16 protein-coding genes are annotated in these 19,713 nt (G+C 67.6%); 9 read left to right on the plus strand and 7 right to left on the minus strand.

Annotated features, from left to right (window positions below; translation table 11 throughout):
• Window positions 1–23: 23 nt before the first annotated feature.
• On the minus strand, window positions 24–341 hold the full coding sequence (locus ACH4D5_RS11035) for a hypothetical protein (RefSeq protein ID WP_398300802.1): 318 nt from the start codon (window positions 339–341) through the stop codon (window positions 24–26).
• Window positions 342–663: 322 nt separating this feature from the next.
• Here ACH4D5_RS11035 and ACH4D5_RS11040 point away from each other — a divergent pair, with 322 nt between their 5' ends.
• The 7 genes from ACH4D5_RS11040 to ACH4D5_RS11070 all read left to right on the plus strand — a co-directional run bounded on the left by ACH4D5_RS11040 (window position 664) and on the right by ACH4D5_RS11070 (window position 11,450).
• Window positions 664–3,009 carry an ABC transporter family substrate-binding protein gene (locus ACH4D5_RS11040; RefSeq protein ID WP_398300804.1) on the plus strand — a complete coding sequence of 782 codons (2,346 nt, stop codon included), beginning with the start codon at window positions 664–666 and terminating at the stop codon, window positions 3,007–3,009.
• Window positions 3,010–3,254: 245 nt separating this feature from the next.
• Window positions 3,255–5,162: a translational GTPase TypA gene (gene typA, locus ACH4D5_RS11045; RefSeq protein WP_398300806.1), complete on the plus strand. Its 1,908-nt coding sequence runs from the start codon at window positions 3,255–3,257 to the stop codon at window positions 5,160–5,162.
• A 479-nt stretch (window positions 5,163–5,641) separates the two neighbouring features.
• The gene (locus tag ACH4D5_RS11050; RefSeq protein ID WP_398300808.1) at window positions 5,642–7,267 is read left to right on the plus strand and encodes an ABC transporter substrate-binding protein; all 1,626 of its coding nucleotides are present in this window, start codon (window positions 5,642–5,644) and stop codon (window positions 7,265–7,267) included.
• Window positions 7,268–7,348: 81 nt separating this feature from the next.
• A complete protein-coding gene (locus ACH4D5_RS11055; protein ID WP_398300810.1) occupies window positions 7,349–8,278 on the plus strand; it encodes an ABC transporter permease in 930 nt (309 codons plus the stop codon).
• Entirely contained in the window at window positions 8,271–9,233 is a 963-nt protein-coding gene (locus ACH4D5_RS11060; RefSeq protein WP_398300812.1) for an ABC transporter permease, read from the plus strand. The genes ACH4D5_RS11055 and ACH4D5_RS11060 overlap by 8 nt, the downstream gene beginning before the upstream one ends.
• A gap of 11 nt (window positions 9,234–9,244) precedes the next feature.
• Entirely contained in the window at window positions 9,245–10,306 is a 1,062-nt protein-coding gene (locus tag ACH4D5_RS11065; protein ID WP_398300814.1) for an ABC transporter ATP-binding protein, read from the plus strand.
• Complete coding sequence (locus ACH4D5_RS11070) at window positions 10,299–11,450, plus strand: ABC transporter ATP-binding protein (RefSeq protein WP_398300816.1); 1,152 nt, start codon at window positions 10,299–10,301, stop codon at window positions 11,448–11,450. Before ACH4D5_RS11065 ends, ACH4D5_RS11070 begins: the two co-directional genes overlap by 8 nt.
• A 93-nt stretch (window positions 11,451–11,543) precedes the next feature.
• Here the strand turns inward: ACH4D5_RS11070 and ACH4D5_RS11075 are convergent, their stop codons facing one another.
• The gene (locus ACH4D5_RS11075) at window positions 11,544–12,158 is read right to left on the minus strand and encodes a hypothetical protein (protein ID WP_398300818.1); all 615 of its coding nucleotides are present in this window, start codon (window positions 12,156–12,158) and stop codon (window positions 11,544–11,546) included.
• A gap of 156 nt (window positions 12,159–12,314) precedes the next feature.
• Window positions 12,315–12,725: a hypothetical protein gene (locus tag ACH4D5_RS11080; RefSeq protein WP_398300820.1), complete on the minus strand. Its 411-nt coding sequence runs from the start codon at window positions 12,723–12,725 to the stop codon at window positions 12,315–12,317.
• 1,043 nt (window positions 12,726–13,768) lie between these two features.
• Here ACH4D5_RS11080 and ACH4D5_RS11085 point away from each other — a divergent pair.
• Both ACH4D5_RS11085 and ACH4D5_RS11090 read left to right on the plus strand, forming a co-directional pair.
• Window positions 13,769–13,969, plus strand: a complete 201-nt coding sequence (locus ACH4D5_RS11085) for a DUF397 domain-containing protein (RefSeq protein WP_398300822.1) — start codon at window positions 13,769–13,771, stop codon at window positions 13,967–13,969.
• A complete protein-coding gene (locus ACH4D5_RS11090) occupies window positions 13,962–14,474 on the plus strand; it encodes a GNAT family N-acetyltransferase (RefSeq protein WP_398300824.1) in 513 nt (170 codons plus the stop codon). Before ACH4D5_RS11085 ends, ACH4D5_RS11090 begins: the two co-directional genes overlap by 8 nt.
• A gap of 1,392 nt (window positions 14,475–15,866) precedes the next feature.
• Here the strand turns inward: ACH4D5_RS11090 and ACH4D5_RS11095 are convergent.
• From ACH4D5_RS11095 to ACH4D5_RS11110, 4 genes are all read right to left on the minus strand, one after another.
• Complete coding sequence (locus ACH4D5_RS11095) at window positions 15,867–16,403, minus strand: GNAT family N-acetyltransferase (protein ID WP_398300826.1); 537 nt, start codon at window positions 16,401–16,403, stop codon at window positions 15,867–15,869.
• 137 nt (window positions 16,404–16,540) lie between these two features.
• Window positions 16,541–17,581 (minus strand): ABC transporter ATP-binding protein, encoded by a 1,041-nt coding sequence (locus ACH4D5_RS11100; protein WP_398300828.1) that lies wholly within the window; start codon window positions 17,579–17,581, stop codon window positions 16,541–16,543.
• A 26-nt stretch (window positions 17,582–17,607) separates the two neighbouring features.
• Window positions 17,608–18,651, minus strand: coding sequence for an ABC transporter ATP-binding protein (locus ACH4D5_RS11105; protein ID WP_398300830.1), 1,044 nt, complete (start codon window positions 18,649–18,651; stop codon window positions 17,608–17,610).
• Between the two features lie 20 nt (window positions 18,652–18,671).
• A complete protein-coding gene (locus ACH4D5_RS11110; protein WP_398300832.1) occupies window positions 18,672–19,652 on the minus strand; it encodes an ABC transporter permease in 981 nt (326 codons plus the stop codon).
• Window positions 19,653–19,713: the final 61 nt, after the last annotated feature.

The following is a 19,713-nucleotide window of genomic DNA, read 5'->3' on the forward strand; positions in this document are numbered from 1 at the left end:
GCGTACGGCGTGCGGCGTACGGATCAGGGCGCGTGGCGGTCGCGGCCGCCGAGGCCCTCGTCGTCGAGGTCTCCGGTGTTCGTCCACAGCGAGCTGTCGTACGGCGTATCGGGAATGGTCACGAAGTCGGGAGCGGGCGGCTCGGGGCGGGGCGAGGGCGGCGGCGAGGCCGCGGCGCGCAGCAGGGCCACGCTCTCGCGCAGATGGTCGGTGTCCGTACGCACCCGGCGTACGTCGACCCCCGCTATCTCGGTGCCGGCCTGCTGTTCCAGTCGGCCGACGGTCCGGACGAGGTCGTCCACGCATCGTTGAACAGCCGTCAATTCGTCGTGCAGAGCCATTACTTGCCCTCACTTCGGGGGTGCGGTGGCAACGCTCATGCGCCTGCGAGTGTCGCGCCTCACATCCCGGCTTGTGAAGAGATCTGCACCGATTGCCGGATCAGGAGTCGTGAATGCGCCGGATCACGCGCCGTCCCGCCCGTTGGGCCGCACGAGTGGGATATGAGCGCCACCGCGTCGTGTCGCCCCCGGGGCGCACGTCCCGTCACCTTCAGTGGGGCCATAGATGTGATCAGCTCCATATACCGCCAAACGTGATCAAACCCGGCCCGGTCCTGGTAGCGGGCGGCCGGGCGAGCCCCGGACCCCGGAGGTACCAGTCATGTCCCACGACCGCGCCAGAGTCAGATCTGTCGTGTTCCTCGCGACGGGGGTGCTGGCTCTGCCCGCCCTCGCCGGCTGCAGCTCGAACGACGAGGCCGGGCGGCCGACCGCGGGCCAGGACATCGCTCCCGCCGCCAGGGACCTGGTCGCCGACGGAGGGGCCATGAACTGGGCGGTCGACGCCCGCCCCGAGACGTTCAACACCTTCCAGGCCGACGCCGACGAGGCCACCGCACGGGTCGCCGGCGCGGTCCTGCCGTCCCTCTTCCGCCTCGACGCGCAGGGCAGGGCACAGCGCAACGCCGACTTCCTCGAATCGGCGGAGGTCGTCGAGCGCGAGCCCCAGCAGGTCGTCCTGTACAAGCTGAACCAGCAGGCGGTCTGGAGCGACGGCCGGGAGATCGGCGCCGACGACTTCCTCGCCCAGTGGCGGGCCCTGTCCGGAAAGGACACCGCGTACTGGACGGCGCGCAACGCCGGCTACGACCGCATCGCGAAGATCGAGCGCGGCGCGAACAACCTGGAGGTGCGGGTCACCTTCGCCAAGCCGTACGCCGACTGGCGCTCCCTCTTCTCGCCGCTGTACCCGAAGCAGGTCATGGGCACCCCCGACTCCTTCAACGACGGCGCGCGCCGCAAGCTGAAGGTGACGGCGGGCCCCTTCGCGCTCGGGGCCGTCGACCGCAAGGCCGGTGACGTCACGCTGGAGCGCAATCCGCGCTGGTGGGGCCGCCCGGCCAAGCTCGACAGGATCGTGCTGCGCGAGGTGGCCCGCGCCGAGCGGACCGAAGCGCTCACCAAGGGCAAGGTCGACCTCGCCACGATCGACTCGGCGGAGGCCGGACGGATCACCCGGGCCGCCCGGGAGGAGGGGGCAGGGGGCCCGTCGGCCCACGGCCCCGGCGCCGGGCTCACCCCCGGCAAGGCGCTGCGCTCCTGGGCGGTCGCCCACGGCTCCGACGAGGAGGCGGCCGACGCGGAGATCGAGGCCCGCGCCAGGACCGCCAAGGCGGTCAAGGAGTACGCCACCGAACAGGCGGGCCTGCGCGGCTACGTGGTCCGCAAGTCCCTGGAGCCGGCCTACACCCAGCTCGCGCTCAACGGCTCCGAGGGCCCGCTCGCGGACGACCGGGTGCGCCGCGCGGTCGCCCGCGCCCTGGACCGCAAGGAGCTGGCGAAGACCGTCCTCAAGCCGCTCGGCCTGCCCGCCGTGCCGGTCGGCAGCCACCTCGCCCTCGCCGGGCAGCAGGCGTACGCGGACAACAGCGGGGCCCTCGGCGAGCAGGACACCGCCGAGGCGCGGGCGCTGCTCGCGGACGCCGGCTGGACCCCGGGCGCCCTGCTGAAGGGCAAGAAGGACGAGACGGAGAAGGAGAAGGGCGAGAAGGGGGAGAAGGCGGCGGGCGGCGAGGCCGACGAGAAGGACGCCAAGAAGGCGGAGAAGGGTGACAAGGGCGACAAGGGGGCGAAGCCGGAGAAGGGGGAGAAGGGGAAGGCCGAGTCCTCGGACGACGGCACCTACATCGTCGGCGAGGAGGACGGCAAGCCCAGCGAGAACGGCACCTCCGTACTCGCCCCCGCCCCCGCGGCGGCCTACCAGCGGGCCGTCCTGAACCGCCAGGCCGACGTCGTCGCCCTGCCCCGCGAGGCCGACAAGGAGAAGAAGCGGGAACCGGGCGACCACTCCAGGCAGCACGCCAAGGGCGGCGCCCCCGGCGCGTACGCCCCGAAGGGCACCGCCGCGCCCAAGGGGGCGGCGAAGGCCGCGGCCGGCCCGCTGGCCAAGGACGGCAAGCCCCTCACCCTCCGCTTCGTGCTGCCCTCAGGGGAGGGCTCGGAGTCGCTGCGTGCGGTGGCCGACCGGATCTCCCGGATGCTGCAGAAGATCGGCGTCCGCACGGAGACGGCGAAGGTCGCCGACGACAGCTACTTCAAGGACCACATCGCGTCCGGCCAGTACGACCTGGCCCTGTACTCGTGGCCCGCGTCCGCCTTCCCCGCCACCGACGCCCGCCCGATCTTCGCCAAGCCGGTGCCCGCCGCGGACGGCTCGCTGAACGTCGAGCAGAACTACACGCGTGTCGGCACGGACCACATCGACCAGCTCTTCGAGCAGGCCGTCGGCGAGCTGGACGAGGACGAGGCGCGCTCCCTGGTCAGGAAGGCGGATGCCCGCATCTGGGCCGAGGCGGGCTCCATCCCCCTCTACCAGCGCCCCCAGCTGCTGGCCGCCCGCCCGAACCTCGCGAACGCCGGAGCGTTCGGCTTCCAGACCCCGCACTACGAGGACATCGGCTTCCTCAAGCCGGGCGCGAAGGCCTCCGCGCCGCCGTCCAAGAAGTAACGGCTCAGATTACGCTCAACTCTCTTGCCCGCCGGCCACCCCGGCGGGCAAGCTCGTTCTACCCATTGACCTGCAGTTTCCCCAGAGTTCCCAAGGCTTTCCCCACCCCTGCCAAGCCCCCGCGGAGGCTGCCTCCGCGAGGGACACGTAGACTGGGGTGAGGCCGTGGCGTGTCCAGCCCGGCAGGGTTCGCGTACTTCAGAGGTGCGTGTGACCATCCACTCACTCCAGGAGTACGCCGCACTATGGCCACGCGCCACGACATCCGTAACGTCGCCATCGTCGCTCACGTCGACCACGGCAAGACGACCATCGTCGACGCCATGCTCAAGCAGGCCGGTTCCTTCGCCGCGCACGCCGCAGAGTCCCTCGACGACCGCATGATGGACTCGAACGACCTGGAGCGTGAGAAGGGCATCACGATCCTCGCCAAGAACACGGCGGTGAAGTATCACCCCAAGGACGGCGGGGACCCGATCACGATCAACATCATCGACACCCCCGGCCACGCCGACTTCGGTGGCGAGGTCGAGCGCGGCCTGTCGATGGTGGACGCGGTCGTCCTGCTGGTCGACGCCTCCGAGGGCCCGCTCCCGCAGACCCGCTTCGTGCTGCGCAAGGCGCTGCAGCAGCGGCTGCCCGTGATCCTCTGCATCAACAAGACGGACCGCCCCGACTCCCGGATCGACGAGGTCGTCAACGAGACGTACGACCTCTTCCTCGACCTGGACGCGGACGAGGACCAGATCGAGTTCCCGATCGTCTACGCCTGTGGCCGTGACGGCGTCGCCTCGCTGACCAAGCCGGAGGACGGCACGGTCCCGGCGGACTCCACCAACCTGGAGCCGTTCTTCTCCACGATCCTGGAGCACGTCCCGGCCCCGACGTACGACGAGAGCGCCCCGCTTCAGGCGCACGTCACCAACCTGGACGCCGACAACTTCCTCGGCCGCATCGCGCTGCTCCGCGTCGAGCAGGGCGAGCTGCGCAAGGGCCAGACGGTCGCGTGGATCAAGCGTGACGGCACCATCTCGAACGTCCGCATCACCGAGCTGATGATGACCGAGGCGCTCACCCGCAAGCCGGCCGAGATGGCGGGCCCGGGTGACATCTGCGCGGTCGCCGGTATCCCCGACATCATGATCGGCGAGACCCTGGCCGACCCGGAGAACCCGATCGCGCTGCCGCTGATCACGGTCGACGAGCCGGCGATCTCCATGACCATCGGTACGAACACCTCGCCGCTGGTCGGCCGCGGCGGCACCGGCAAGGGCGCGGACGCCAAGTCCGCGGTCAAGGACCGCAAGGTCACCGCCCGCCAGGTCAAGGACCGCCTGGAGCGCGAGCTGATCGGTAACGTCTCGCTGCGCGTCCTCGACACCGAGCGCCCCGACGCCTGGGAGGTGCAGGGCCGCGGTGAGCTGGCGCTCGCCATCCTGGTCGAGCAGATGCGCCGCGAGGGCTTCGAGATGACCATCGGCAAGCCGCAGGTGGTCACCCGGCAGATCGACGGCAAGACCCACGAGCCGGTCGAGCGCATGACGATCGACGTGCCCGAGGAGCACATGGGCGCCGTCACGCAGCTCATGGGCGTCCGCAAGGGCCGCATGGACAACATGTCGAACCACGGCTCCGGCTGGGTCCGTCTGGAGTTCGTCGTGCCGTCCCGCGGCCTCATCGGCTTCCGTACGGAGTTCCTGACGCAGACCCGCGGCACGGGCATCGCGCACTCCATCCACGAGGGCCACGAGCCGTGGTTCGGCGAGCTGAAGACCCGTAACAACGGCTCTCTGGTCGCCGACCGCGCCGGCGCCGTCACCGCCTTCGCGATGACGAACCTCCAGGAGCGCGGCGTGCTGTTCACCGAGCCCGGCACCGAGGTGTACGAGGGCATGATCGTCGGCGAGAACTCCCGCGCCGACGACATGGACGTGAACATCACCAAGGAGAAGAAGCTCACCAACATGCGCTCCGCCTCCGCCGACTCCTTCGAGGCGATCGTGCCGCCGCGCAAGCTGTCGCTCGAGCAGTCCCTGGAGTTCTGCCGCGACGACGAGTGCGTCGAGGTGACCCCGGAGGCCGTGCGTATCCGCAAGGTCGTCCTGGACCAGAAGGAGCGCGGCCGCTCGGCGTCCCGCGCCAAGCACAGCTGACCCGCTGACGTAGGCGGTTGGCGGCACACAGCCGCTCACGAGGCCGATTTTCGCCGCTCCCCAGGGAGTTGGGCGGAAGTCGGCCTCGTGCGTTTCCGCTGACGGGTACGGTGTGGCCGATGCCGAGCGAGGGTCTCCCGGCAACCGGTTTTTGACCACGGAGCGTCCGCTATTCGGACGTCACTGACCGTTAGATGTGTAACACGTCCGTTTCGCAACCATCTATCTCGGATCGGTTTGTCCGGATTTTGGAAGTTGTACGTGCCAGGTGTGATTGAACCGAGACCAAAAGAGTGTGGTCGACCGGTACCGCATGGCTAATAGTTGACCGCGTATAGCTCGGGTCAATGGGTCACGCGCTGTGGGGAGCGCCGACTCACGAGCACACTGGGGTACTCGATCTTCGCCGTCAGGGGTGTCGGCGCGGTTGCACGTACCCCCTCTTGTAGTGAACAAGTGGACTCATGAGGAGGAACCCCATGCGTGGTGCCAAGAGCGCCAAGTGGGTCGCGATAGCCGGTGTTGTGGCGCTGACCGCCACCGCTTGTGGCGGCGGCGACAGTGACAGCAATGGCAGCGGAAAGGTCGACCCCAAGGGGATCGTCAGTTACGCCAATGGTGAGCCGCAGAACGCTCTGCAGCCGTCCAACACCATGGAGGCGTACGGCAGCGTCGTCATCGACTCGCTCTTCACGGGCCTGGTCCACTACGACAAGCAGGGCGAGATCACCTACGAGAACGCCGAGTCGGTCACCCCCGACAAGGCGAACAAGGTGTGGACCGTCAAGCTGAAGCCGGGCTGGAAGTTCCACAACGGCGAGGCCGTCACCGCCAAGTCGTACGTGGACGCCTGGAACTGGGCCGCCGACCCGGCCAACGCCCAGCAGAACAGCTCCTGGTACCGCGACATCGTCGGTTACGAGGACGTGCACCCGGAGAAGGGCAAGGCCAAGAAGAAGGCCATGTCCGGCCTGAAGGTCGTCGACGAGAACACCTTCACCATCACGCTGAAGAACGGCATCCCGTACTACGCGTACAAGCTGGTCTACAAGCCCTTCTTCCCGCTGCCCTCGGCCGCCCTGAAGGACCCGAAGAAGTACGGCGAGGCGCCGGTCGGCAACGGCCCCTACAAGTTCAAGAGCTGGGAGCACAAGAAGTCGATCCAGGTCACCGCCTGGTCCGGCTACAAGGGCGAGGACAAGCCCAAGAACGGCGGCATCAACTTCAAGGCGTACACGACGCCGCAGGCCGCGTACAACGACCTGCGCTCGGACAACGTCGACACGATGCCGCTGATCCCGGACAGCGAGCTCGCCAACTTCAAGCAGGACTTCGGCGACCGCGCCATCGAGCAGGACTTCTCGGCGATCAACACGGTCAACCCGGCGTTCTACAGCAAGACGTTCAAGGACATGGACGTCAAGGTCATCCAGGGCCTGTCGATGGCCATCGACCGCGAGACGATCGCCAAGACCACCTTCGCGGGCACCCGCGAGCCGGCCTCCGGCTGGGTCGCCAAGGGCGTCAAGGGCTACAAGGCCGGCGCCTGTGGCGAGTACTGCAAGTTCAACCCGAAGAAGGCCAAGCAGTTCATCGAGGACGGCGGCGGCGTTCCGGGCAACAAGCTCTCCATCCAGTACAACGCCGACCAGCCGCACAAGGGCTGGGTCACGGCGGTGTGCAACAGCATCACCAAGTCGACCGGCGTGAAGTGCGTCGGCGACCCGAAGACCGACTTCCAGGCCGACACCGAGGTGCGGGACAAGAAGCAGGTCAAGGCCATGTACCGGTCGGGCTGGGTGCTCGACTACCCGTTCAACGGCAACTTCCTCGCCGACCTCTACGGCACCGGCGTCGACGGCAACAAGGGCGGCTTCTCGGACAAGAAGTTCGACGCGCTGACCAAGAAGGCCGACGCCGCCAAGACGATCGACGAGTCCGCGAAGCTGTACCAGGAGGCCGAGAAGGAGCTGCAGAACAGCTTCCCCGGCATCCCGCTCTGGTACAACAAGACGCTCTCCGCGCACTCCAAGAACGTGAAGAACGTCGTCTTCGACCAGGCTGGTGACCCCATCCTGGCCGACATCGAGGTCTTCGAGAAGTAGTCGACGGAGGTCCGCTCCCGAAGCGACGCCCGGTCACCCCGGGCGTCGCTTCGGGCGGCTCCGGATTGGACGGAGGCACCAATGGGGCGCTACGTCGCGCGGCGACTGCTCCAGATGATCCCGGTCTTCATCGGGACAACCCTGCTGATCTTCATCATGGTCAATGTGCTCCCCGGCGACCCCGTGCGGGCGCTGTGGGGCGACAAGCCGCCGGACCCCGCGCAGGTCGCGCAGATCCGGCACGACCGTGGTCTTGATCTGCCCCTCTGGGAGCAGTACCTGCACTACATGGGCGGTCTGCTGCAAGGGGACTTCGGCAACACCATCGCCGGTAACCGGCCGGTGCTCGACGAGATCACCCAGGCTTTCCCGGTCTCGATGCGACTGGCCTCCATGGCCTGGACGTTCGAGCTCATCGTCGGCATCACGCTCGGTGTCCTCGCGGGCATCCGGCGCGGCCGGTTCGTCGACAACACGGTCACGCTCTTCACCCTTCTGGTGATCTCCGTACCGATCTTCGTGGTCGGCCTGCTCTGCCAGCTGTTCTTCGGCAACGAGCTGGGCTGGATCACACCAACGGTCCAAGACTCCGAGAACATGGGTCAGTTGCTCGTGCCAGCGCTGGTGCTCGGCATGGTCGGCCTCGCCTATGTGGCCCGCCTGACCCGCACCTCCATCGCGGAGAACCGGCAGGCCGACTACATGCGCACCGCGGTCGCCAAGGGCCTGCCCCGGCAGCGCATCGTCACCCGGCATCTGCTGCGCAACTCGCTGATCCCGGTCGTCACCTACCTCGGTACGGACATCGGCACCCTGATGGGTGGCGCGGTCATCACCGAGGGCATCTTCAACGTGACGGGCGTCGGCAACCTGCTCTTCCAGGCGCTGGCCCGCCGTGAGGGCGCGGTCATCGTCGGTGTCGTCACCGTCCTGGTGCTCGTGTACCTCGCAGCCAGCTTGATCGTCGACCTGCTTTACGCGGTCCTGGACCCGAGGATCCGTTATGCCTGACCTGACCAAGACCTCGACCACGGACGAGACCGCGGCGGCGCAGGACGAAGTCGTGGCGGGTTCCGCGGTCTCCGCCCCGGCCTCGACGGGCAAGCCCCGCAGCCTCTGGGGCGACGCCTGGCGGGAGCTGCGGCGCAATCCGCTCTTCGTGATCTCGGCGGTCCTGATCCTGATCCTGCTGCTCGTGGCAGCCTTCCCAGGCATGTTCACCGGCACGGACCCGGAGACGGGCGACCAGGTCAACCACTTCCTGGGCAAGCCGGAGCTCGGCCACTTCTTCCAGGCCGACTGGTTCGGATACGACAGGACGGGCCGCAGCATTTACTCGCGTGTCGTCCACGGCGCGCGCAACTCCATCCTCGTCGGCGTCGGTGTGACCCTGCTGGTCACGCTCTTCGGCGGTCTGTGCGGCATGCTCGCCGGCTACTTCGGCGGCTTCTGGGACAGCCTGATCTCGCGTCTCATCGACGTGTTCTTCGGCATCCCGTTCCTGCTCGGCGCCATGGTCGTGCTGAACGCCTTCACTGACCGCACCGTGTGGGTCGTGATGGGCGCCCTGGCCTTCCTGGGCTGGACGCAGATCGCCCGCGTGATGCGTGGCGCGGTCATCACCACCAAGCACTCCGACTACGTGGTGGCGGCGCGTGCCCTCGGTGCCGGGACGAAGCGGATCCTGTTCCGCCACATCCTGCCGAACGCGGTCGCACCCGTGATCGTCGTGGCGACCATCTCGCTCGGCACGTACATCGTGGCCGAGTCGACCCTGTCGTACCTGGGCCTCGGCCTCGGGGACGGCGCCATCTCGTGGGGCGGCGACATTTCCGACGCGACGCAGGACATCCGGAACAACCCGCACACGCTGTTCTTCCCGGCAGGAATGCTGAGTATCACGGTGCTGGCGTTCATCATGATGGGTGACGCCGTACGCGAAGCCCTCGACCCGAAGCTGCGCTGAGGGAGGCGTACATGACCAGCATCGATCTCAAGGCCGATTCCATCCCCGCCCCCCGCTCGGGTGAGGAGAAGAGTGGCCGGCTCTTGGACGTGAATGACCTCCACGTCGAGTTCCACACCCGCGACGGTGTGGTGAAGGCCGTCAACGGCGTCAACTACAGCGTGGACGCGGGCGAAACGCTCGCCGTTCTCGGTGAGTCGGGCTCCGGCAAGTCCGTGACGGCCCAGGCCATCATGGGCATCCTCGACATGCCGCCCGGCAAGATCCCGCAGGGCGAGATCCTCTTCCGCGGGCAGGACATGCTGAAGATGTCCGGCGAGGAGCGCAGGAAGATCCGCGGCCGGAAGATCGCGATGATCTTCCAGGACGCGTTGTCGTCCTTGAATCCGGTGCTCTCGGTGGGCTATCAGCTCGGTGAGATGTTCCGGGTGCACGAGGGCATGGGCCGCAAGGAGGCCAAGGCCAAGGCCATCGAGCTGATGGAGAAGGTCAAGATCCCGGCGGCCAAGGAGCGGGTGAACGACTATCCGCACCAGTTCTCCGGCGGTATGCGCCAGCGCATCATGATCGCGATGGCGCTCGCCCTGGAGCCGGACCTGATCATCGCGGACGAGCCGACCACGGCGCTGGATGTGACGGTCCAGGCCCAGGTGATGGACCTGCTCGCGGAGCTGCAGCGCGAGTACAACATGGGCCTGATCCTGATCACCCACGACCTCGGCGTCGTCGCCGATGTCGCGGACAAGATCGCGGTGATGTACGCGGGCCGGATCGTGGAGACGGCGCCGGTGCACGAGCTGTACAAGCGCCCCGCGCACCCCTACACCCGTGGCCTGCTGGATTCGATCCCGCGCCTGGACCAGAAGGGCCAGGAGCTCTACGCGATCAAGGGTCTGCCGCCCAACCTGCTCAAGATCCCCGGGGGGTGTGCGTTCAACCCGCGCTGTCCCAAGGCGCAGGACATCTGCCGCACGGAGATCCCGGCGCTGGTGCCGGTCACCGAGCAGGACGGCGCCCAGCTGCCGGGCCGCGGCAGCGCGTGCCACTTCTGGAAGGAGACGATCCATGGCTGAGCCGCTCAAGAAGTCCGAGGGGCCTCAGGACGAGACGCCGAACGTCTCCGCGGTGGAAACCGTCGAGGTGAGCTCTGCCGAGGAGGCCGTGGCGGCCATCGAGGCGCCGGTGGAGCGCGGTGAGCCGATCCTGCAGGTCCGCAACCTGGTCAAGCACTTCCCGCTGACCCAGGGCATCTTGATCAAGAAGCAGATCGGTGCGGTCAAGGCGGTCGACGGGATCTCCTTCGACCTGTACCAGGGCGAGACGCTGGGCATCGTGGGCGAGTCGGGGTGTGGCAAGTCCACGGTCGCCAAGCTCTTGATGACCCTGGAGCGGGCCACGGCCGGCGAGGTCTTCTACAAGGGCCAGGACATCACCAAGCTGTCCGGGCGGGCGCTGAAGGCGGTCCGCCGCAACATCCAGATGGTGTTCCAGGACCCCTACACCTCCCTGAACCCGCGGATGACGGTGGGCGACATCATCGGGGAGCCCTTCGAGATCCACCCCGAGGTGGCCCCGAAGGGCTCGCGCCGCCAGAAGGTCCAGGACTTGCTGGATGTGGTGGGCCTGAACCCGGAGTACATCAACCGCTATCCGCATCAGTTCTCCGGCGGTCAGCGCCAGCGCATCGGTATCGCGCGCGGTCTGGCCCTGAACCCCGAGATCATCATCTGCGACGAGCCGGTCTCGGCCCTGGACGTCTCCGTCCAGGCCCAGGTCATCAACCTGATGGAGAAGCTCCAGGACGAGTTCAACCTCTCCTACCTCTTCATCGCGCACGACCTGTCCATCGTCCGGCACATCTCCGACCGGGTGGGCGTGATGTATCTCGGCAAGATGGCCGAGATCGGCTCCGACGAGCAGATCTACGAACACCCCACCCACCCCTACACCCAGGCCCTGCTCTCCGCGGTCCCCGTCCCGGACCCCGAGGCCCGCGAGGGCCGCGAACGGATCATTTTGACGGGCGACGTGCCGTCCCCCGCCAACCCGCCCTCGGGCTGCCGCTTCCGCACCCGCTGCTGGAAGGCGGAGGACAAGTGCGCGAAGGAGACCCCGCTGCTGGCGATCCCGGAGCGCTTCGTCGGCAAGGACACCCCGGCCGCACACGAATCGGCCTGCCACTTCGCCGAGGAGAAGAACGTCGTGCACGCCGTGTGACATCGTCCGCTTATTCGTGAGCGGGGGCCGTGTGGGTCGGTTCGTGGCCCGCAGGGCCCCCGCTTGTGTATCGACGTCGGGTCTTCCGCGCGCTCAGGCCCCTGTTGCAGGGCTGTTCTTGGGGCATCGCTTCCGAACGGCGCTCTTTGCCAGCACGCTATTTGCATTGTCCTTGGGTGAGGCGAGGCAATCTATCAGCCCTGTGGTCGGGGAGTGCGTGTCCCAGGTGAATACATGTCCTCTTGAATCCAAGGAATTATTTCCAACACACGAAACGTGGTACGAGGCTTCGATCGTTCGAAGTCCTCGATAGTAGACCACTTGCGCACGATTATTGAATTTCGCCGACATCTTCCGGGCTTCGGCGGTTGTCTTGCTTCCTCTTTTGGCTAGTCCGCCTATGCCGGGCAAATCTTTCCTGGCCTCTTCAAGAAGTGCAGTTGATATATCTGACTCGCTGACCGCCTTATTGGCGCCGGTCAATTCGGCTACGACCGGCTCGTACGGTTCTGCTCTCATTTCAAAACGGACGTTCGGTCGTACCGGGAGTGGCTCGTCCAGAACGACCAGCCGCCACTTCTTGGTAATGTCCCACTCGAACTTCTTAATGTCGCATGTTTCCGCAGAGCTCTCTGTCGATCCCGCCGGGGCACAGCTCGTTGCCAAGGTGGCGAGGACGGCAAAGCCGACAAAGCTGCCAATCCGCATGTGCGGCTCCCGCATTGAGTAAGGGGACACGTGCTGTCCTCGAATGTGATGGAACGGCGATGCAGTTTGTTCGGAGGGTTGTCACGCCGGAAGCCGACTGCACAGCCGCCGGCCGGGGGGCAGAGCTGGACGCCCCATCCGGCCGGCGGGGCTGGCTCAGGTTCGAGCGTGGTTGTTGTTGCAGGAGCCGACATTTGCCGGCGGGGAAGAAGCGGTGATGAGGGTGGTGTGCCCCTCCGGCAGGTCCAAGTTGTCGTGAATGGCCTCCCCCGGCTGAAGGAGCCAGTACCAGTCCCTGCCGGTACCCTCGAAGACCGCACTGAACTCGGCGTTCCGCATGGTCGAGGCGTTGGCCGCGTACATGTGCTCGCCTTCGGATTTCCAATTCAGGGCGAAGTGGTTAGTGCTGTCGCGCGGGTGGCGCAAAATTACCTTTGCGTCGCGACCGCCGCGGTCAGTTGCGCTCTTCCAGCTCTTGGACGTGCACTTCCAATTGTTGCTCGCCGCCTGAGCTTGGGGAGCGACCAGCATCCCCAACCCGGCTGCAACGACCAGCGGGAAAATCATCTTCCTCGCAGTACTTCTTGACCGGCTCATAGTCTGGCTCCGTCCCGATTGGAAAATTCATTGGCTGTGGCGGTAGTACATCACCTGAATTCATCCACTGAAAATCGCAAACTTCACGTCCCGGCCAGCTTCCACAAATGGAATGCGTAAAAAAAGGTATATAAATACATGAATCGCCCGTCCTGGTTGCGCTAAATGGCGCATAATGAACCGGTGGCGGGCGATTGGGTGTTCTTTATGAACGCGCTGCGGGCGGCGCGTCGAGTGTACGAACTCGAGCCGCTATGGTAGTAGTTCGTCCGTTCCTCGAGAAGGATGGTTGGGGCCCATATCTTGCCCAGGCCTACCAGTAGGGCCGTGGTTGAGCCCAACTACCGCTGGGGTGATGAGAGTTGCCGGCCCCGGCAACAGTTAGGGGCGCCCTCTGTATTCAAGATATTCAAGTACCTGCTGGGCGCGTTCGAGCCAGGCATGGGCGTCTCTCAAGGCAGTCACAAAGAGCGGCCCTGGTATGGGTGACGAGGGCCGGAACAGAGCTGTTCTTCGCCCTTGGCGTTAGACGCCTACAGTCTTGTCTCTCTTCGCCAAGCCGGAGATGCCCGCCAGGCTTCCCATACCGTCGGAAATCGGCGGGTAGACGGCAAATCCGGCGGACTGTGCCCTCATGGCGCTTGGATGGGCTCGTCATGGCAAGGGAGGGCCCGAGGCGCCGATCCCGACCTCCTGGCTTCCCTCGAGATGCTCGGCGTAGGCCGTGAGCTCTTCCGTGATCGCAGGCATCTTGGCGTCGCCCATGCTGGCAGGCCGCCAAACCGGCTCGGCCCGAGCCACGTCCTGGACGCGGTGAGCGGGGCCTTGTCCGGAGGCGTGGGCCCGGTTGCCGTCGATGTGGGCCAGCGGCGGGTCCTCCGACGCGCATTTCCCGTTGCCTTCCAGCGGCGATGAGTACGGCAAGATGTTCGAACGTCTCTCTGTGCTGGCTCCGGACCTGACTCGTTGAGCCTGATTCAGCACGTGATGTACAGCCTTTGAGAAGGAGCGCCATGAACCAACTTGACTGGCAGAAGTCCTCGTTCAGCGGCGGCGGCGAGGGTGAATGCGTCGAGTTGGCGAACGGCCCCGCCGGCCACGTGCACCTCCGGGAGAGCGACCGGCCCACGGAGATCACCACGGTGGCGCCTGGTGCCCTGTACGGGCTCCTCCGCGCCCTCCAGGCGGACGGCGCCCTCACCTTCCGTGGGTGACCTGCGCCTACGCCTCTGGCGGGAAGAGGACGCCGCCGCCGTCCTGGCTGCCTTCTCCGCACCGGAGATGGGGTGGCAGGCGGACGAGCCCGTCGATTCCCTGGGCGCGGCCACCCGTTGGGTCGCGCGCCGGGCGGCCGAGCGCGACGCCGGATCGGCGTACGCCTTCGCCGTGGAGGACGAGAACGGTACGGCACTGGGCAACGCCTCGGTGGGCGCGGTGAACCACGTCCACGGCACCGGCTGGGTGTCGTACTGGACCACTCCGGAGGCGCGGGGTAGGGGAGTGGCGGCCTACGGGTGCGGGGCGTTGGCGAGTTGGGCGTTCAGCGAACTCGGCCTGTTCCGCCTGGAACTGGGTCACCGTACGAACAACCCCGCATCGTGCCGCGTGGCCCGAGCGGCCGGCTTCGCGGTGGAGGGGCTGCAGCGCCAGAAGCTGATGTACGACGGCATCCGATATGACGTGGAACTGCACGCACGCCTGGCGACGGACCCCTGCTGAGTGCCTGGCGGGGGAGGCTTCGGCTTGCCCGCACCGGATGGTGGCCGGGGCCGCCCGGTTTTTTGCGGAGTGTGGCGGTTCCGGGCCGGGAGTAAAGGGCGCTCCTGCGTCGCGTCGGCTTCGCCAATTCCGCTTCGCTCCACCCTTGACTCCCGTCCCTCCACCGCACGTTGACTTTGACCCGGACTGCCAGGGGTGGGGCCGACGGAATATCTGGGTTGGGTCATCCCCTTTCATCGCCGGGTGCGGACCGGCCCATCGTGGGCGCGGGCCACGGTCCCGGCGCGGCCGTCCGCGCGGCCCGGCTGGCCGGGTCATCACCCTTCGTCACCGGGTGCGGACCGGCTCATCGTGTGTGCCCGTCACGGTCGCAGCTCGGTCAGGCCTGGCCTCGCGGCCTCGCTGCTCGGGTCATCGGCTCGCGCTGCCGGGTGCGGACCGGTCCATCGTGGGCGGCCGTCACGGTCCATGGCGCTGGGTAGGCCCGGGCCCCGCCCCTCCCGGGCACCTACTTCGGCAAAGTTGTGAATGGAGGAGCCGCGCGCCCCCTCTTCACGACCTATGCGCCGCCCGCTGGGAGGGGGAGGCCGCCTGTCGGGGGACCTACTTTCACGAAGTTGCGAATGGGGAGGCCGTGCGCCCCCTCTTCAGGACCTATGCGCCGTCCCGGCCGGGCGGGAGGGGCCTCCCCTCGGGGACCTACTTTGGGAAAGTTGCGCATGCGTTCGCCGCACGCCCCCTGAGTAGCTGATGCGCCCTCCGTATCCGAGCCCACTGCGCCACAATCCCGCGATGAACGGCCCTGCGTGACGGCGCGCGGGGTGTGGCAGGGGGGCGCGCGGTCTCCTCGTTCACAACTTTTCCAAAGTAGGTGCCCGACCGGCTGCCCGCGTGCCCGGCGGCACCGCGACCGTGACGGGTACACACGATGGACCGGCCCGCACCCGGCAATGAAAGGGGATGACCCGGTCAGCCTGGCCGTGCCGGGCGGCCGCGCCCCGAGCGTGGCCCGCGCCCACGATGGGCCGGTCCGCACCCGGCCGCGAGAGGCGATGGCCCGAGCGGCGAAGCCGGGAGGCGGGAGGCCGAGGCCCGACCGTGACGGACACGCACGATGGACCGGTCCGCACTCGGCAGTGAAAGGTGATGACCCCACGGACAGTCCCCGTCGGCCCCACCCCTGGCCGTCCGGGTCAAGGTCAACGTGCGGTGGAGGGGCGGGAGTCAAGGGTGGAGCGGAGCGGAATCGGCGTAGCCGACGCGACCGGAGGGAGCGCCCTTTACTGCCGGTCCGGAGGCGCCACACTCCGGGAAATCCGGGCGGCCCCGGTTACCAGCGAAGACGCAGGGCCACCGAAGTTTCCGCCGCTTCGGCAAGGCGGAGTCGGTCGGTCACATTGGAAGTGACCGGAGTCGTACCGGCCCCCCGGGCCACCGTGCGTCCTCCCGCAGCGGTGTCACCATCGTCCGCAGGGGCATCGTCACCACGCGGTCCCCGGGCTGTTCCACCTGTACGTCCTCGTCGAGCGCGTGCCAGCCGAGCCTCTCGTACAGCGTGACGAGCGGAGGGCGGCAGAAGAGCAGGGCGTGGGGTGGGCCCAGGGTGCGGGCGTGGGACAGGGCCGTCGTGAGGACCTCGCGGGCCAGGCCCCGGCCGCGTACGTCGGGGGCGACCGCCACGCCGCCGACCCCGACGACCTCCAGGTCGGTCCCGTCGACCGTCAGGGGCAGGCGTCGCAGGCCCGCGTGGGCCACGAGGCGGCCCTCGTGACGTATGCCGAAGTGTTCCTCCTTCGGCAGCCAGGCCAGGCCGGTCTCCGCGACGCCGAAGGGGTCGTCGCCGGCACCCAGGATCTCGTCCTGCTCGGTCCTCGTGTACTGGGCGAGCCGGACCGCGCCCGGCCGGTCGGACGTGTGGTGTGTGCTCATCTCCGCATGATCGCAGGCCCGGAACCGGCCCCGCCCCGCTCGGGTCAAGGGGGAGGGCAGGCCGGTTCCGGTGAGCGGGGCCCTGCCCGGAGGGGGAGGACTGTGGGCAGGGCCCCGGTCCGTTGAATGCGGGGCGGTCAGAGCGACTTGCGGGCCGCGGGGACCGCAAGTTCCGTCGAGCCTTCCGGGTAGTGGCACGCCGTCAGGTGGCCGTCCCGGTTGCCGTCGATCTGGACCAGTGGCGGGTCCTCCGACGCGCACTTGTCCGTCGCCTTCCAGCAGCGCGTCCGGAAACGGCAGCCCGAGGGCGGGTTGACCGGGGAGGGGACGTCGCCCTTCAGCAGGATGCGCTCGCGGCGCGGCACGTCGTCCGCCGTCGCCTCCGGCACCGCCGACAGGAGCGCCTTCGTGTAGGGGTGGCGCGGGTTCCCGTACAGGCTCTCCCGGTCGGCGATCTCCACGATCCGGCCCAGGTACATCACCGCGACCCGCTGCGAGAAGTGGCGTACCACCGCCAGGTCGTGGGCGATGAAGAGGAACGCGATGCCCAGGTCCTTCTGGAGCTTCTGGAGCAGGTTCACCACCTGCGCCTGGATCGAGACGTCGAGCGCCGAGACCGGTTCGTCCGCCACGATCAGTTTGGGTTCGAGGGCGAGAGCCCGTGCCACGCCGATGCGTTGGCGCTGGCCGCCCGAGAACTCGTGCGGGAAGCGGTTGTAGTGCTCGGGGTTGAGGCCGACCGTTTCGAGGAGCTCGCGGACACGGGCTTCCCTGCCGCCCGCCGGGTTGATGTCGTTGACCTCCATCGGACCCGAGATGATCTTGCCGACCGTCTGGCGCGGGTTCAGCGACGCGTACGGGTCCTGGAAGATCATCTGGATCTCCGAGCGGACCGGCGCCAGCTGCTTGCGCGAGGCGTGCGTGATGTCCTGGCCGCGGTAGGAGATCTTTCCGCCGGTCGGCTCGAGGAGGCGCGTGATCAGGCGGCCCGTCGTCGACTTGCCGCAGCCGGACTCACCGACCAGGCCCAGGCTCTCGCCCTCGCCGACGGTGAAGTCCAGGCCGTCCACCGCCTGCACGGCACCGATCTTCCGCTTGAACGGGAACCCGCCCATGACCGGGAAGTGTTTGGTCAGCCCGCTGACATCCAGGAGAGGAGTGGGAGTGGTGCTGCTCATCGTGGTGAAATCCCGTCTCTTGTACGTCAGTCGGCGGTACGCGCGCCGCGCCCGGCGTCGCCCGCGAAGTCCGCGAAGAATTCCGACCGCTGCTCGTCGCTGAGGTGACAGGCCGCGCCCCGGCCCTCGGACAGCTCGAGAAGCGGCAGTTCGCCGGCGCAGCGCCCGCCCTCGACCTGCTCGGTGAACGCGCACCTCGGGTGGAAGCGGCACCCCGAGGGCAGGTTGAGGAGGCTGGGCGGCGAACCGGGAATCGGCGACAGCGGCACGTCCACCGGACCGTCCAGCGACGGCATCGAGCCGAGCAGGCCCCACGTGTAGGGGTGCTGCGGCGCGCGCAGCACTTCCTTCTTCGTGCCGCGCTCCACACACCGCCCGCCGTACATCACCAGGACGTCGTCGGCGATGTCGGCGATCACACCCAGGTCGTGCGTGATGAAGATGATCGCCGTGCCGAACTCCTGCTGCAGGTCCTTCAGGAGGTCCATGATCTGCGCCTGGACCGTCACGTCGAGGGCCGTGGTCGGCTCGTCCGCGATCAGCAGTGTCGGGTTGCAGACCAGCGACATCGCGATCATCGCGCGCTGGCGCATACCGCCGGAGAACTGGTGCGGATAGTCGTCCACCCGCAGGTCGGGCTGCGGGATGCCGACCTTCGTCAGCATCTCGATCGACCGGTCCCTGGCCTCCTTCTTGGAGGCGCCGGTGTGCTTGCGGTACGTCTCGCCGATCTGCCGGCCGATGGTGTGGTACGGCGACAGGGACGCGAGGGCGTCCTGGAAGATCATCGCCATCTTGTTGCCGCGCAGCTTCTCCAGCTCCCGCTCGGTGGCGGTGAGGAGCTCCTGCCCGTCGAGCAGGATCTCGCCGTCGATGGCGGTGCTGTCCTTGTGGTGCAGGCCCAGGATGGCGAGGTTGGTGACGGACTTGCCGGAGCCGGACTCGCCCACGATGCCGAGGGTCTTGCCCTTCTCCACCTCGAAGTCGAGACCGTCGACGGCCTTGACGATGCCGTCCTCGGTGGAGAAGTGGACGCGCAGGTCGCGTACGGACAGGAAGGGGGTGCTCATCTGATCTGTCTCCCTGAGCCCTAGGCGAGGCGTACGCGCGGGTCGATGAGGGCGTAGACCGCGTCGACGATGATGTTGAAGACGACGATCGCCGTGGCGGCCACCAGGACGACGCCCAGCAGCATGGGCAGGTCGCTCGTGTTGACGGCACGGACCGAAAGGTCGCCGATGCCGTGCAGGGCGAAGGTCTTCTCGGTGATGATCGCGCCGCCGAGGAGCACACCCAGGTCGAGACCGAAGATCGTGATGATCGGTCCCATCGCCCCTCGCCAGGCGAAGCGGAAGAAGACCGAGCGGGCGGAGAGCCCCTTGGCGCGCGCCGTGCGGACGTAGTCCTCGCTGAGGGTCTCGACCATCTGGGAGCGGGTCATGCGGGTGTAGTTCGCCGTGAAGATCAGTGAGAGCACCAGCCAGGGGATCATCAGCCCGGAGAACCATTCGCCCGGGTTCTCGGTGATCGGCGTGTACTGCGGCCGGTCCATCCACTGCAGCTGGTACACGAAGAGGTAGACGGCGAAGACGCCGACGACGTAGATCTGCAGCGAGGACGCGATCAGCGAGGCGGACGACGCGATCTTGTCGATGACCTTGCCCTGCCTGGCGGCGGCCAGCATGCCGGTGCCCACACCGAACACGACGAAGACGGCCGAGGCGCCGAGCGAGAGCGACACGGTGGTCGGGAAGCGGTCCAGGATCGTGCCGAGGACCGGCTCGCGGTTACGGAAGGAGTAACCGAGGCACGGCGCCGGACAGTTGCCGAAGCTGGCGTAGTCGCGGCCCACGAACAGGCCCTGGAACCAGTGCCAGTACTGCACCGGCAGCGAATCGGCGATCCCCAGGTTGTGCCGCACCAGGTCGAGGGTCTCGGGTGAGCAGACCTTGCCGCAGGCCAGCCGGGCCGGGTCGCGGGGGGCGGCGTAGAAGAGAACGAAGACGAGAACGCTGATGATCAGCAGGATCACCGCGCCACCGACGATGCGGCGAAGGAGGAAGCGGAGCATGGCAGTTGGTTTTCCTGACGGATGCCGTGGGTGAGGAGGGGGCGGGGCGGCCCTCGGGGAG

Origin of the sequence: Streptomyces sp. NPDC018029 (genome assembly GCF_044327655.1) — a bacterium.
GTDB lineage: Bacteria > Actinomycetota > Actinomycetes > Streptomycetales > Streptomycetaceae > Streptomyces.

Excerpts from the sequence above, each read along its gene's own strand:
- ACH4D5_RS11035 (WP_398300802.1), bottom strand. The coding sequence starts at position 341 with ATGGCTCTGCACGACGAATTGACGGCTGTTCAACGATGCGTGGACGAC.
- ACH4D5_RS11040 (WP_398300804.1), top strand. The coding sequence starts at position 664 with ATGTCCCACGACCGCGCCAGAGTCAGATCTGTCGTGTTCCTCGCGACG.
- typA (WP_398300806.1), top strand. The coding sequence starts at position 3,255 with ATGGCCACGCGCCACGACATCCGTAACGTCGCCATCGTCGCTCACGTC.
- ACH4D5_RS11050 (WP_398300808.1), top strand. The coding sequence starts at position 5,642 with ATGCGTGGTGCCAAGAGCGCCAAGTGGGTCGCGATAGCCGGTGTTGTG.
- ACH4D5_RS11055 (WP_398300810.1), top strand. The coding sequence starts at position 7,349 with ATGGGGCGCTACGTCGCGCGGCGACTGCTCCAGATGATCCCGGTCTTC.
- ACH4D5_RS11060 (WP_398300812.1), top strand. The coding sequence starts at position 8,271 with ATGCCTGACCTGACCAAGACCTCGACCACGGACGAGACCGCGGCGGCG.
- ACH4D5_RS11065 (WP_398300814.1), top strand. The coding sequence starts at position 9,245 with ATGACCAGCATCGATCTCAAGGCCGATTCCATCCCCGCCCCCCGCTCG.
- ACH4D5_RS11070 (WP_398300816.1), top strand. The coding sequence starts at position 10,299 with ATGGCTGAGCCGCTCAAGAAGTCCGAGGGGCCTCAGGACGAGACGCCG.
- ACH4D5_RS11075 (WP_398300818.1), bottom strand. The coding sequence starts at position 12,158 with ATGCGGATTGGCAGCTTTGTCGGCTTTGCCGTCCTCGCCACCTTGGCA.
- ACH4D5_RS11080 (WP_398300820.1), bottom strand. The coding sequence starts at position 12,725 with ATGATTTTCCCGCTGGTCGTTGCAGCCGGGTTGGGGATGCTGGTCGCT.
- ACH4D5_RS11085 (WP_398300822.1), top strand. The coding sequence starts at position 13,769 with ATGAACCAACTTGACTGGCAGAAGTCCTCGTTCAGCGGCGGCGGCGAG.
- ACH4D5_RS11095 (WP_398300826.1), bottom strand. The coding sequence starts at position 16,403 with ATGAGCACACACCACACGTCCGACCGGCCGGGCGCGGTCCGGCTCGCC.
- ACH4D5_RS11100 (WP_398300828.1), bottom strand. The coding sequence starts at position 17,581 with ATGAGCAGCACCACTCCCACTCCTCTCCTGGATGTCAGCGGGCTGACC.
- ACH4D5_RS11105 (WP_398300830.1), bottom strand. The coding sequence starts at position 18,651 with ATGAGCACCCCCTTCCTGTCCGTACGCGACCTGCGCGTCCACTTCTCC.
- ACH4D5_RS11110 (WP_398300832.1), bottom strand. The coding sequence starts at position 19,652 with ATGCTCCGCTTCCTCCTTCGCCGCATCGTCGGTGGCGCGGTGATCCTG.